Source organism: Telluria sp. LT2P34 (genome assembly GCF_059685915.1).
In genome coordinates this window covers 576,441-590,013 of record NZ_JCASIN010000002.1, presented here as the reverse complement: position 1 = coordinate 590,013, position 13,573 = coordinate 576,441, and the positions used below count along the sequence as shown (strand labels likewise).

Here is a 13,573-nt window from a genome sequence, read left to right as displayed (position 1 = left end):
GCGGTGCATAATCGGCCTCATCCCTGCCGATTTCCGTGAGAACGACGATGGTCCATCACGCTTGCCTGCGACAGCCGCGTCGCGCTCCTCCAGCCAGCACGCTGGCCAGCCTGCTGCTCGCTTCTCTCCTGGCCGCGTGCGGCGGAGGTGGCGGAGACCCTCCGCCAATGGCCGTGCCGCAACCGCTGCCGCCGCCGGTTGCCGCGCTGCCCGGCAGCTATGCCGATCCGGTGCTGTATTCCGGCGCGGCCACGGCCTCGCTGGTCAGCGCGCAGGAAGCATCTTCCACGGTCGACACCCGCATCACCCTCGATAACCGCCAGCTCGACTACACAGCCAAAGCCGGCCACCTGACGGCCACCGACCTGCAGACCGGACAGCCGGCGGCATCCTTCTTCTATATCGCCTACACCGCCGGCGCCCAGCCGGCGGCGCAGCGTCCGCTCACTTTCTTCTATAACGGCGGGCCGGGCTCGGCGTCGATCTGGCTGCACCTCGGCTCCTTCGGCCCGCGCCGGCTGGCCACCAGCTTCCCGTCCACCACGCCGCTCGCCGGCCCGGTGCAGTTCGTCGACAACCAGGAAACCCTGCTCGACCACTCCGACCTGGTCTTCGTCGACGCCATCGGCACCGGTTATTCGCAGGCGGTAGCGCCCAACACGAATGCCCAGTTCTGGGGCGTCGACCGCGATGCCGCGGCCTTCCGCGACTTCGTGCGGCGCTACCTGGTGGCGAATAACCGGCAGGCGTCGCCGGTCTACCTGTTCGGCGAATCCTACGGCGGACCGCGCGCGGCCATCATGGCCAATCTGCTCGAGAGCGCCGGGGTGCGCGTGACCGGCGTGGTGCTGCAGTCGGCCGCCCTCAACTACAACTCCAACTGCGGCGTGTTCAACCCGGGCCAGGTCAGCTGCGAAGGTTATATCCCGAGCTACGCGGCGGTGTCGGCCTACCACCAGAACGGCGGCTCGCTGCCGGCCGATTTCGCGTCGGTGCTGCAGCGCGCGCGCGAGTTTGCCGCCGGCAGCTACCGCAGCGAGGTGACGAGCTTCCTGGCCAGCGGCACGCCGCCGACCGACGCCACCCTGGCGCAGCTGGAAACCTTCACCGGGCTGCCGGTGGCGACCTGGCGCCAGGATTTTTCGATGGTGCCGGGCGGCTACCGCGCGCGCCGCCTGCCGGGGCAGGTGATGGGGCGCTACGATGCGCGGGTGGTGGCGCCCACGGGCAGCGCGCTGGCGGTCGGCGGCGACCCGTCGATGTCAATCATCAATAACACCTTCGTGAATGCCGTCCGCCCCTATCTCGAGACCGAACTGCGCTATACCGCGACCATGCCCTACATGAGTTCCAACAACGTCATCAACGGGTGGAACTTCTCGCATGACGGCCGGGCCCTGCCGGACACGATACCGGACCTGGCCGCGGCGCTGACGCTCAACCCGGCCATGAAGGTGCTGGCCATGGGCGGCTACCATGACCTGGCGACGCCCTTCTACCAGACCGAACTCGACCTGGCGCGGCTGGGCGCCGGCGCCGGCATCCAGGTCCGCAACTACGACAGCGGGCACATGAGCTACCTCGACGACCGCGTGCGCAAGCTCCAGAAGACAGACCTGCGCGCCTTCTACAACAGCGTATCGGTGGCACAATGAAAACCATGAATCTGATTTTCCTGATCGCGGGTGCGGCGTATCTGGCGTCCCCGGGCGCGCAGGCGCAGGCCGGCGTCGATGCCCAGGTGCCGCCGGCGTTGCGCGTGCGTCCGGCCGAAGCGCCGGCCCAGGGCGCCGCCCTGCGCGCACAGGTGCTGGCCAAGCTGGAGGCGCAGTTCCGCGCGGCCGACCTCGACGCCAACGGCAGCCTGACGCTTGAAGAAGCGAAGAATTTCGGCTTCGTGGCCAGGCATTTCGAGGCCATCGACACCGGCCGCCGCGGCGCCGTCAGCTTCGACGACCTGCGCGCCTACCTGGCGCGGGCAAAGGCCGAACGGCGCTAGCTGGCGCAGGGTGAATGCAGGCGTTCAGCCCTGCATCGCGTCCGACGCCAGCACCACCTGGCCCTCGGCCGCAGGGACCTGCGTAAGCAGTGCGCGCGCGACGTCACGCGCGGGGATCGGCCGGTAGCGCGCCGGAACCAGGGGCCGCAGCAGGCCCGCGAGCAGGGCGCCGGCATGCTCCCCTGGCCGCGCGGCTTGCCCGAGCGCGCCACGGTCTCCGAGCAACAGCGATGGCCGCGCGATCACCATGGCCTGGAAGCCGAGCGCGCCGACAGCGTCTTCGAGTTCGCCCTTGACGCGGTTGTAGAAAACCCGCGATTGCGCAGCGGCGCCCATGGCGCTGACGAGGCCGATTCGGCCGGCGCCGGCGGCCAGGGCGGCACGCGCCACCGCCAGGTTGGCGTCGAAATCCACCGCTCGGAACGCCGCCTGGCTGCCGGCCGCCTTGATCGTCGTGCCGAGGGCGAGGTAGGCTTCATCGAGTGCGGGGAGGGACGGCAAGGCGCCGAAATCGACGAGCCGCACCCGCAGTTTGGGGTGCTCGAGCGGCAGTGCGCGCCGCGCCAGCACATGCACCGCGGCCACCGTGTCGTCGGCCAGCAGGGCGCGCAGCAGCTCGCCGCCAACCAGGCCGCTGGCGCCGGCCAGCAGGACGCGGCGCCCGGCGGGTGTGCTTGTGCTCATGCCGCCGACGGGCCGGTGGCCAGCGCCGCGGCGTCGGCTTGGGCGACGGCGTGCTCATTGGTGTGCTCTCGCAGGCCGATCGCCGCCTGCGTCGTCCTGTCCTTGATCCGCTCCAGCACGATGTGCTCGTTGCTCGAGGCGCGGTCGCGCTGCGCTTCGCGGTGCCACAGGTGGAAGATCTCGGTGGCATAGGCGCCGTCCTTGCGCATCACGCCGGCGTGATACAGGCGTGCCACCACGTCCGAGTCCTCGTAGCCCCAGCCGCGAAAACTCTCGTCGAAACCATTGACGCGCTCCAGGTCGGCGCGCCAGAAGGCCATATTGCAGCCCTTGATGCGGCGGAAGCTGAAGCGGCGGCGGCGGCGGCGGCCGATATCGGGCAGCTTGACCAGCAGTTGCGCCGCCTTGCCCAGGCCGCCCTGCAGCCGATAGCGCAGTGTTTCAGCCAGGCCGAGCGATTGCAGGTCGAGCGCCTCGAGCAGCACGCGCTTGCTGAATGCCTCGCTCAGCAGGATGCGGCTGCCGGTCACCATGTAGCCGGGTTCGGCCAGCTGGCGGTGGCGGGCGATGAAGTCCGTTTGCGGCACGCAGTCGCCGTCGAGCGCGATGATGTAGTCGCCGCGCGCGGCCAGAATGCCGTTGTTGCGCGATTGCGCCAGCCGGAAACCGTTGTCCGGCTGCCAGGCGTGGCGCATCGGCACCGGCGACCGGGCGATCAATTGTTCCACCACCGCCCGGGTGGGCTCGCCGGAACCATCGTCGGCGATGATGATCTCGATGTTCCGGTCGCTCTGGCGAAAACAGGCTTCGACGCAGGCACGCAGCGCCTCCGGCCAGTTGTAGGTCGCGATGACGATGGAGATGAGAAAGTTCTTATTGTTCACATTCATGTTCATGGCCGACCGTATCGCTGTGCTGGAACGCCTATTGTGCAGCCTCGCGGGGCGGCACGCAATGTGCATACAGGGCCCCTGCCAACAGCAGGAACCAGTAGGCTTCGGTCGGGTTCCACAGCAGACTGTTGAAGAGGGATGTCAGGCCATAGATTGCCAGCAGCAAGGCGAGCGCATCGGCCAGCTTGTCGCGGCGCGCCAGTGCGGCCTTGCCGATGGCGCCGAGCAGGGCGAAATACAGGGCCAGGCCGGGCAGGCCGAACTGCACCGCCAGCAGCAGCGGCTCGCTGTGCGGCTGGTGGCGCACGCGCGCCGTGTCCGGCGACGCGCCCCAGATCCGCTGCGCTTCCGGGGCATACACTTCCGAGAACGATCCGGTGCCGTAGCCCAGCAGCGGGCGCTCGGCCACGGCCCGGGATCCGGTTTTCATGAAACTGATGCGCAGGCCGTTGGGCGTGGTGGCGTCGTCTTTCGACACTTCCGCCACCAGCAGGTCCATGCGCGTCTTGACGTTCGGGGATACCAGATAGACGCCGCCGAACAGGAGCGACATCGCGGCCGCAACAAGAATGCTGCGCAGCCAGGTCACGCGAGCACGCAACAGGTAGAGCGCGAACAGTCCGATGAACAGGCCGACATAGCCGGTGCGGCCGTTGCCCATCAGGATGGGCAAGGCGAAATACAGGCCGGCGCCGCACAGGGCCAGGCGGGCGCGCGTCCCTTGCGTCCAGGTCGCCAGCAATAAGCAGGCGCAGGCGGCGAACGAAAGCAGGATGCCGATCGTGATGTGGTTGCGCAAGGCAAACGGGTCGTTCATGTCGCCCACGCGCCACCAGCCGAGGCTGGACGTGGGCATGCTGTCGAACCAGACCAGGTAGAGCGCGGTCGCCAGCACCGCGCAGCCGCCCAGCGACGCGTACAGCACGCGCGCCGGCAGGCCGGGCGCGCGCCCGCACAGGCACAGGGCCAGCGGCAGCACCAGCAGCTTGGTGTACTTGCGCAGGCCGTCCTGCAGTTCCTCGGGTGGCGCGATCGACCAGGTACTGCCCAGCAGCACCAGGGCCAGCAGCGCCAGCGCCAGCATTGCCGCCGGCGTACGCAGCAGCCGCGCCAGCGAACCGTCGGCCAGCAGCGCGGCCACGAAAGCGATCAGGGTCAGGCCAGCGAAGACGTTCGTCAGCGCCGTCGAGAATGGAATGCTGAAGGCGGCCAGCAGCAGCAGCTGGCGCGCAATGCGCTCGATCCGGCCGCCGCTGCGCGCGGCCGCGTTGACGATGGGGAGGGGGGCGGGGTGCTGCATCTGGTTCCTTGTCTGGACGCGGCGGCGCGCGCCGGCCCGGCCGTCAAAATCGGGCTCATTGTACCTTAGGCAAGTAAGCTGCCCCGGCTGCCGCACGCGAAGCCGAGTATGCGAAAATGGCGAGTTGAGGCGACTGCCGCCGCCAGCGAAAAGAGCAAAGTGGAAAACAGTGTCATCGTCAAACGCCTGTGGGCGTTCATCAAACCCTACCGCAGCCGCTCGTACATGGCCTTGCTGGCAATGGCGCTCACCGCGGCCACCCAGCCGCTGCTGGGCAAGGCCCTCCAGCTCTTGCTGGACAAGGGTTTCAACAACAAGGTCGATTTTTCGCTCTGGTGGATCCCGGGCATCCTGATCTCGATTTTCGTGCTGCGCGGGATCGGCACCTTCGCCACCGCCTACCTGAACAACTGGGTCATCAGCCGCGTCCTGAACGACCTGCGCGCGCAGCTGTTCGACCGCCTGCTGCGGCTGCCCGCGGCGCGCTTCCACGAAGAGTCCACCGGCAAGATCATCAACACCGTGATCGGTGACGTGCGCCAGGTGGTCGACATGATCAACTCGGTCTTCATCGCCTGCGTGCGCGACACCCTGGTCGTGGCCGGCCTGCTCGGCACGCTCTTGTACCTGAACTGGAAACTGACGCTGGTGGCGGTGGTGGTCATGCCGCTGACCGCCGTCATCGTGCGCACCACCACCAAGCGCCTGCGCCACCTGCACCGCGAGAACCAGCGCGTGACCGCCGAGATGACGCAAGTCGTGGAAGAAGCGGCGCGCGGCCACCAGGTGATCCGCGTGTTCTCGGGCGAGCGTTACGAGCGCCGGCGTTTCGATGCGCGCAGCGAAGCGCTGCGCGGCTTTTCCCAGCGCAGCACGGTGGCCTTTGCCGCCACCGCGCCGGTGACCCAGATCGCCACCTCGATGACGCTGTCGCTGGTGATCGTGCTGGCGATCCGCGCCGACATGACGGTCGGCGAATTCACCCAGTTCGTGACCATGATGCTGATGCTGCTCACGCCCCTGAAATCGCTGGCCGAAGTCAACGGGCCGATGCAGCGCGGGATCGCCGCCGCCGAAACCGTGTTCGAGATGATCGACTCGCCGGTCGAGCAGGACACCGGCACGCGCGTGCTCGAACGCGCCACCGGCCACCTGGTCTTCGAGGACGTCTCCTTCCATTACCCGAACAGCGCCACGCCGGCCCTGCAGCACGTCTCGCTCGACATCGCCCCGGGCCAGACGGTGGCGCTGGTGGGCACCTCGGGCGGCGGCAAGTCGACGTTCGTGAACCTCGCGACCCGCTTCTACGATCCGCAAGAAGGGCGCATCCTGCTCGACGGCCTGCCGTATCCCGAACTGAGTTTGGCATCGCTGCGCGCCCAGCTGGCGATGGTGAGCCAGAACGTGGTGCTGTTCGACGACACCCTGGCCGCCAACATCGCCTATGGCGCCCTGCGCATCGACTACGAACGCCTGGCCGGCGCGGTGAAAGCGGCGCACCTGACGGACGTGGTGGCGCGCCTGCCGGACGGCGTCGAATCGATGATCGGCGAGAACGGCATGCGCCTGTCGGGCGGCCAGCGCCAGCGCGTGGCGATCGCGCGCGCAATCTACAAGGACGCGCCGATCCTGATCCTCGACGAAGCCACCTCGGCGCTCGACAACGAATCCGAGCGCGCCGTGCAGGCCGCCCTCGACAGCCTGATGGCGGGGCGCACCACGATCGTCATCGCCCACCGCCTTTCGACCATCGAGGGCGCCGACCGCATCGTCGTCATGGAGCACGGCCGCATCGTCGAGCAGGGCACGCACGAGCAATTGCTGGCGCTTGGAGGCTCCTACGCCAACCTGTACCGCCTGCAGTTCGCGGCGGCGGGTGTCGATGGCGCTGCGGAAACGACCGCTCCATGAAGCGCACCCTGATCATTTCGCCGAACTGGATCGGCGACGCCGTGATGGCGCAGCCGCTGCTGGCGCGCCTGAAAGCGCGCCATCCGGGGCGGCCGATCGACGTGCTGGCGCCGCCGTCGGTGGCGCCGGTCTGGCGCGCGGTGGCCGAGGTGGATACGGTGCTCGAGACGCCGTTTAGGCACAAGGCGCTGCAGCTGCGCGAGCGCTGGAAGTACGCGCAGCTACTGCGCGCGCGCGGCTACGCCGACTCCTACGTGCTGCCCAACACGCTGAAATATGCGCTGATTCCCTGGCTGGCCGGGATCGGGCGGCGGGTCGGCTACAAGGGCGAGCTGCGCTACGGCCTGGTCAACGTGATGCACCACGACGAGCAGCCGCCGCGGCCGATGGTGCCTTTCTATGCCGCGCTGGCCGACGAGCCCGGGACCGTGGCGGCGCCAGCCCCGCGCCCGCGCCTGCTTGTGCCGGGCGAGCGTATCGAGGCGGCCTGCGCAGCGCTGGGCATCGATGGGGCGGGGCCGCTGGTCGCCTTTGCGCCGGGCGCCGAGTTCGGCCAGGCCAAGCGCTGGCCGCCGCGCCATTTCGGGGCGCTGGCGCGCGCCATCCTGGAACAGGACCCGGCGGCGCGCATCGTGCTGCTCGGCTCACCGAAGGACCGCGACACCTGCGACGAGGTCATTGCCCACGCCGGCGAAGCCGCCGCCGCCGCCATCCTGAACCTGGCGGGCCGCACCCGGCTCGATGAAGCGATCGCCGTCATTGCGCGCTGCGCCGCCGTGGTGGCCAACGATTCGGGCCTGCTGCATATCGCCTCGAGCCTGAACCGGCCGGTGGTAGCCCTGTACGGCCCGACCGATCCCGATCACGCGCCGCCGTTTTCCGACATCGCGCACGCGCTCTCGCTGCGCCTGGACTGCTCGCCCTGCCGCCAGCGCGAATGCCCGCTCGGGCATCACAACTGCATGGAGCAGATGGAGGCGCCGCTGGTGTGGCGCGCGCTGGGGCCGGTGCTCGGTTCCTAGGTTCGTAGGGTGGAGTCCCGACTCCACGCGGTTCGCACCCTCCGAACAACAACCAACCGGCGCCAACGCGTCCTGCGTCCGGCCCCGGCCGGCCCTGCAAACCATTGCGGGCCTCAGCTGGCGTAGTGCGCCGCTTCCCCCGCCAGTTCGCCGTCGTCGATCGCGTGTTCCTCGAGCGCCTTGATATAGCGCGCCAGTGCGTCTTCCAGCGAGGGCAGCAGCACGCCGCGCTCGCTGGCAAGGGCCGAGAAGGCCGGGCGTACGGCGGCATAACCCGATTCGGCAGCGGAGCGTTCCTGCAAGCCGCCGGCGTCGACGCCCGCCACCTGGCAGGCCTTGCGCGCCAGCTCGGCCCAGGTGACCGATTCGGCATTCGTCAGGTGCCAGATGCCGCGCTCGCGGTCGATCATCAGGTCGAGGCTGGCGTTCACCAGGTCTGGCACATAAGTCGGCGACACCACCAGGTCGTTCGCGGCGGCAAACGGGCGGCCGGATTTCAGGGCGCTCAGGGCCTGGGTCACGAAATTGTGCTTGTCCCAGGGGCCGAAGAAGGAACTGGTGCGGATGATCAGGGCCTGCGGATCGGCTTCCAGCACCCGCTGCTCGGCATCTGCCTTGCTGCGGCCGTAGACGCCCAGCGGCGCCACCGGATCGGACTCGACGTAGGGCGCGCCCTTGCTGCCGTCGAACACCAGGTCGGTCGAGAAGGTCATGAAGCGCAGCGCATGGCGGATGCAGGCCAGCGCCAGGATGTTCGGCCCCAGCGTATTGCCGTCCATGCAGTTCTCGACGTCGGTCTCGGCATCGTCGACGCGCACATAGCCGCCGGCGTTGATGATCGCCCAGGGCTTGAAGCGCTGGATCGCCGCCTCCACCGAAGCCGGATCGGTGATGTCCATCTCCTGGCGCGTCAGCACGTGGCAGGCCAGGTTGCGTTTCTTGCAGATGCGGGCAAAGGCCGAACCGAGGGTGCCGGTGGCGCCGGTGATCAGGATCGGCTGCGCCAGGTTCGAGCGGAACTGGCTGCGCACCGCGATGTCGGCCACCGCGGTACGGGTGGCCACCGGTTTGCACATGAAGCGGTCGGGGCGGCGCCACCAACCCTCTCCCTGCAGCACCGGGTTCGACAGCGGGCGGTTGGAAGCGAGTTCGCGCATCAGCGTTGCCACGGCGGTCGGGCGCGGTACGGGGCCGCGCACGTCGAACGGGCCCGGCTCGTAATAGCCCTTGCATTCGGTGACCAGGCAGTTCCAGTCGTAGGAACCGAGCAGCGCCCAGACCGTGACCGCGCGCACGTCGGCGCCTTTTTCGCGCACCTTCCTGGCGGCGTTCCAGATCTCGACGAGCCAGCGCATCTGGTCTTCGCGGTTGGCGTCGATATGCGCTTCGGTGACGGCGATCGGCAGGCCGTAGCGCTCCCAGGTTTCCTGCAGCAGCGGGCCGATGCCCGGCGTGGGCGTGGCCAGCACGCGCGGCGTTTCGATGTCGGCGAACAGCTGGCCATCGTAATTGCCCCAACGGCTCTCGGGATAGCGCTCGCGCCGGTGATCGATCCAGCGCTCGCTGGTGGCATAGTAGTTGACGCCGATGATGTCGGGAGGGCAGGGGTTCTCGCGGAACCACTCCAGTTGCGCGGGCGTGGCGCCGGACGCGAGCAGGTAATCGTACATCTTGTGCTCTTCATCGATCATCCCGCACAGCAGGTCCCAGCCCAGCCAGCGCCGCTCGTTGAAGAAGTCGACCAGCTCCTGCATTTCGGGCGTGCCGTAGGTCTTCGACAGGTCGTCGGTCTGCACCAGCTTCGCGTCCGGGTTGACCGCGCGAATCGCCCGCATCGCCAGCACCGTGCCCTTGCATTGCCCCAGCAGCGCGCGCACGAACAGTTCGTGGGTTTCGCCATGCGGGTACCAGACGCCATACAGGCCTGAAAAGCGCGCCGTGGTCAGGATTTCGTTGACCGGGGTGTAGTACTCGGCCCAGGGGTAGCGCTGCGCTACCGCGCCGGCGTACTCGGCGAGCTTTTCGGGAAAGTCGGCATCGACCAGGCTGGTATGGCGTGGACCGCTGCCATGGTGCAGCAGGCCGACGATCGGGGTCACGCCCAGCTTCTGCAGCACCGGCAGGCGCTCGTCGGACCAGGTCCAGTCGGCGTCTTCGATGCGCTCGGGTGCGACGCACTCCCACAGTACCGGATAGCGGATGGCCTTGATGCCGAGGGAGGCGAAGCGTTCGATGTCTTGCAGCCGGTCGCTGTGGCCGTTGCGGTCCATCTGGCTGAAGTAGTTGTCGCGTACACGGTTGACCGTGCATTCAAGGCCGCCCCAAAGCGCCAGCTCTGTTGCCGACCCTGGCTGGATTTGCTTGTCATGATTCATGAGACCATCCTGCATTTATATAGACAGGCTCCAGCCTAGCGGCCACACCGATGGTCTTGTGTTAACCGGCGAACATATGGAAGACATTTCGGACTAGTCCTACTCTTTTGCCTAATAAACCCTTTCCTCCCCTAAATATCGGGTATCTGCGTCGAAATTGTGCGCTATGCCTGGCTCATGGCGTGCAAGAATAGGACATTCCTTGCCAATTCGGCAATTCCGTCAAAGCGCATTCGGGAGCGACTCATGTACATGGTGTATTGGACAGTTTTTGATGAAGCAGGAACCCGCCCGCATGCCGAGGGCTTCGCTACCGAAGAGATGGTCAAGGCGATGGGCTTCATGGAAGAGCTGCGCCGCCGCCAGCGCGCCGGCGAGGGCCTGCGCTTCATTACGATGTGTTCCGAGCACCCGGACGTGGTCGGGCATCCGGGCGTGGACGTGACGGGGCCGGCCTACAACTGGAAAAAACGCCGGCCCTGATCCACCCTAGGAGTTCGTCGCGTCCTCACAGCGCAGGAAGGCCTCGGTCAGGCCCGCAAGTTTACCGGTGTCGGTGGCATCGTAGCCGGGCAGGGCGTCGACGATGGCCAGGTAGGCCGGCGCCCGCATCAGCTCGAGCAGCTCTCCCATGCGCGGTTCCTCCAGCGTCTCGCGGCGCAACGCAAAATAATACTGCTCGCGCATCAGCGGAATGAAATCCAGTTTGAAGTGCGCGGCCGCGGCGCGCATGCCGACGCCGGCATCGGCCATTCCGCTGGCGATGTAGGCGGCCACCGCCGAATGCGTGAATTCGGCGCTGTTGAAGCCATTGATCGATTCCGGCGACGGGCCGTCGGCCGCCAGCATCATCTCGCACAGCATGCGCGTCCCGGAACCGGCCTGGCGGTTCACGAAGCGCACGTCGGGCCGGGCCAGGTCGGCCAGGCCGGTCAGCCCCAGTGGATTGCCGCGCGCCGTGATCAGGCCTTGTTCGCGTCCGGCGACATGGATCAGGCAGTGCTGCGCCGGGTCGAGCCAGCGCAGGTACCAGGCTGCCGTCGCCTGCGCGAAGCGGCCGATGGGCACGTGGAAGCCGGCCAGGTCGCATTCGCGCCGCGCCAAGGCCGCGACGGCTTCGGTGCTGGTGCGGTAGCGCAGGTCGATCGGCAACACGTCGCGGTCGATGTGGCGCACCAGCGCGGCGACGGCGAAGCCGTGGCTGGCATCCATGCGCAGTGCCAGCATGCTGCCGGAGGTGGCGCGCCCGAGTTCCGCTTCCAGTTCCGAAGCCAGGCTGTGCAGCGTCGGCGCCAGCCGCGCGGCAATGCGGCGGTCGGCCCAGACCAGCTTTTGCGCCAGCAGCGTGAGCGTCGTGCCGCGTCCGCGCCCGGTCTGCAGCAACTGTTCGCCGAACAGGGTTTCGGCCGAGCGCAGCAGGCCCCAGGCATAACGGTAGGACAGGCCGACGCTCTTGGCCGCCTGGGCGATCGATCCGGTGTCCTGGATCGAGAGCAGGAGGCCAAGCAGGTTGGAGGTGTCGAGCGGCGCGTCGTCCTTAACGCTGATTTCCCAGTGTGGGCGAATGTGTACTTTGAGCATATGCTCAAAATAGCCTATTTCTATCCTAAAAGCATCATGCTACCCTCCACGAAACAACAATATTTGACGATTTAATATGCTTTTATCAGCATATTTCGATGACTATAAAAACCGGAGGGGACATGGCGTTATTTGATTTTCTAAACAAGGAGCACACGATCGCGGGGCCAGGCTTTAACCGCTGGCTGGTACCGCCGGCGGCGCTCGCAATCCATTTGTGCATCGGCATGGCCTACGGCTTCTCCGTGTTCTGGCTGCCGCTCTCGAAAGCAATCGGCATCACCGAGTCGCTCGCATGCGACCCCAGCATGGGCTTCATGGCCCAGATCTTCTCCACGACCTGCGACTGGAAGATCTCGATGCTCGGCTGGATGTATACGCTCTTCTTCGTCTTCCTGGGCCTGGCTGCATGGCTCTTCGGCGGCTGGCTCGAACATGCCGGTCCGCGCAAGGCCGGCCTGGTGTCGGCAGTCTGCTGGTGCGGCGGCCTGGTGATCTCGGCCCTGGGCGTGTACACCCACCAGATCTGGCTGATGTGGCTCGGTTCCGGCGTCATCGGCGGCATTGGCCTGGGTCTCGGCTATATTTCGCCCGTCTCCACCCTGATCAAATGGTTCCCGGACCGCCGTGGCATGGCGACCGGCATGGCCATCATGGGCTTCGGCGGCGGCGCCGTGATCGGCGCCCCACTGGCCGACAAGCTGATGAAGCATTTCGCCACCGCCAACTCGGTCGGCGTCTGGGAAACCTTCCTGGCCCTGGCAGCGATCTATTTCGTCTTCATGGTTGCCGGCGCAATGACCTACCGCGTGCCTGCCACCGGCTGGAAGCCTGAAGGCTGGACCCCGCCGGCCAAGTCGGCCAACACGATGATCACCGCGAAGCACGTGCACGCCAGCCGCGTCTGGGGCATTCCGCAATTCTGGCTGATCTGGGGCGTGCTGTTCCTGAACGTCTCGGCCGGCATCGGCATCCTGGGCATGGCGTCGCCGCTGATCCAGGAAATGTTCGGCGGACGCCTGATCGGCGTCGACCTCGGTATCAACGACCTCGACACGGCGCAAAAAGGCCAGATCGCGGCAATCGCCGCCGGTTTCACGGGCCTGCTGTCCTTGTTCAACATCGGTGGCCGCTTCGTGTGGGCATCGTGCTCCGACTACATCGGCCGCAAGGCAACTTACTTTATCTTCCTGATCCTCGGTTTTATCCTGTACGTGTCGATTCCGTCGCTCGCCGCTGCCGGCCAGCTGGCCCTGTTCGTGGCTTGCGCCTGCATCATCCTGTCGATGTACGGCGGTGGTTTTGCAACCGTGCCGGCTTACCTGGCTGACCTGTTCGGAACGCAAATGGTGGGCGCGATCCACGGCCGCCTGCTGACGGCCTGGGCTGTAGCCGGTGTCGCCGGTCCGCTTCTGATCAACTACATCCGCGAGTATCAGATTGCCAACGGTGTGCCGAAGGCGCAAGCTTACGACGTGACGATGTACGTTCTGGCAGGCCTGGTCCTGGTGGGTATTTTCCTGAACGCGATGCTGCGTCCGGTAGCGGACAAGCACTTCATGACTGACGACGAACTGGCCGCCGAGAAAAAACTGGCGCATGAACGCGACATCAGCACCATGACCGGTACCCGCGTCGGCGGCAGTGGCAGCGTCGCCGCCACCAGCCCTGCCATGACGGCATTCGCCTGGATGGCAGTGGGCATTCCGCTGATGTTCGGTATCTGGGTCACGCTGCAGAAGGCGTCGGCACTGTTCAAGTAAAGAAGTCGCAGCAAGCTGGAATGAACGCGTGGACGGGGAACCGTC

Annotated in this window: 11 protein-coding genes; 6 read left to right on the top strand and 5 right to left on the bottom strand. The window is 66.9% G+C overall.

Translation table 11 applies throughout. The features are described 5' to 3' along the window. The first annotated feature begins 47 nt into the window (after positions 1-47). Both AC56KZ_RS08490 and AC56KZ_RS08485 read left to right on the top strand, forming a co-directional pair. Complete coding sequence (locus AC56KZ_RS08490) at positions 48-1,655, top strand: S10 family peptidase (protein ID WP_497161715.1); 1,608 nt, start codon at positions 48-50, stop codon at positions 1,653-1,655. Beyond that, entirely contained in the window at positions 1,652-1,999 is a 348-nt protein-coding gene (locus AC56KZ_RS08485) for an EF-hand domain-containing protein (RefSeq protein ID WP_497161714.1), read from the top strand. The genes AC56KZ_RS08490 and AC56KZ_RS08485 overlap by 4 nt, the downstream gene beginning before the upstream one ends. A 24-nt stretch (positions 2,000-2,023) precedes the next feature. On the opposite strand, the gene AC56KZ_RS08480 is transcribed toward AC56KZ_RS08485, so the two are convergent. Genes AC56KZ_RS08480 through AC56KZ_RS08470 form a run of 3 tightly spaced genes read right to left on the bottom strand, consistent with a single transcriptional unit; the run spans position 2,024 to position 4,876 of the window. Then, positions 2,024-2,683 (bottom strand): Rossmann-fold NAD(P)-binding domain-containing protein, encoded by a 660-nt coding sequence (locus AC56KZ_RS08480; RefSeq protein WP_497161713.1) that lies wholly within the window; start codon positions 2,681-2,683, stop codon positions 2,024-2,026. Continuing rightward, positions 2,680-3,573 carry a glycosyltransferase family 2 protein gene (locus AC56KZ_RS08475; RefSeq protein WP_497161712.1) on the bottom strand — a complete coding sequence of 298 codons (894 nt, stop codon included), beginning with the start codon at positions 3,571-3,573 and terminating at the stop codon, positions 2,680-2,682. Before AC56KZ_RS08475 ends, AC56KZ_RS08480 begins: the two co-directional genes overlap by 4 nt. A 34-nt stretch (positions 3,574-3,607) precedes the next feature. Beyond that, entirely contained in the window at positions 3,608-4,876 is a 1,269-nt protein-coding gene (locus AC56KZ_RS08470; protein WP_497161711.1) for an O-antigen ligase family protein, read from the bottom strand. Between the two features lie 225 nt (positions 4,877-5,101). On the opposite strand from AC56KZ_RS08470, the gene msbA reads away from it, so the two are divergent. Both msbA and waaF read left to right on the top strand, forming a co-directional pair. Further along, complete coding sequence (gene msbA, locus AC56KZ_RS08465) at positions 5,102-6,787, top strand: lipid A export permease/ATP-binding protein MsbA (protein WP_497162124.1); 1,686 nt, start codon at positions 5,102-5,104, stop codon at positions 6,785-6,787. Continuing rightward, complete coding sequence (gene waaF, locus AC56KZ_RS08460; protein WP_497161710.1) at positions 6,784-7,809, top strand: lipopolysaccharide heptosyltransferase II; 1,026 nt, start codon at positions 6,784-6,786, stop codon at positions 7,807-7,809. Before msbA ends, waaF begins: the two co-directional genes overlap by 4 nt. 113 nt (positions 7,810-7,922) lie before the next feature. On the opposite strand, the gene AC56KZ_RS08455 is transcribed toward waaF, so the two are convergent. After that, positions 7,923-10,184 carry a sugar nucleotide-binding protein gene (locus tag AC56KZ_RS08455; RefSeq protein ID WP_497161709.1) on the bottom strand — a complete coding sequence of 754 codons (2,262 nt, stop codon included), beginning with the start codon at positions 10,182-10,184 and terminating at the stop codon, positions 7,923-7,925. 246 nt (positions 10,185-10,430) lie between these two features. On the opposite strand from AC56KZ_RS08455, the gene AC56KZ_RS08450 reads away from it, so the two are divergent. Next, positions 10,431-10,667, top strand: a complete 237-nt coding sequence (locus AC56KZ_RS08450) for a hypothetical protein (protein WP_497161708.1) — start codon at positions 10,431-10,433, stop codon at positions 10,665-10,667. 6 nt (positions 10,668-10,673) lie between these two features. Here the strand turns inward: AC56KZ_RS08450 and AC56KZ_RS08445 are convergent, their stop codons facing one another. Then, the gene (locus AC56KZ_RS08445) at positions 10,674-11,765 is read right to left on the bottom strand and encodes a substrate-binding domain-containing protein (RefSeq protein WP_497161707.1); all 1,092 of its coding nucleotides are present in this window, start codon (positions 11,763-11,765) and stop codon (positions 10,674-10,676) included. A 122-nt stretch (positions 11,766-11,887) separates the two neighbouring features. Here AC56KZ_RS08445 and AC56KZ_RS08440 point away from each other — a divergent pair, with 122 nt between their 5' ends. Continuing rightward, a complete protein-coding gene (locus AC56KZ_RS08440) occupies positions 11,888-13,528 on the top strand; it encodes an OFA family MFS transporter (protein ID WP_497161706.1) in 1,641 nt (546 codons plus the stop codon). The last annotated feature ends 45 nt before the right edge of the window (positions 13,529-13,573 follow it).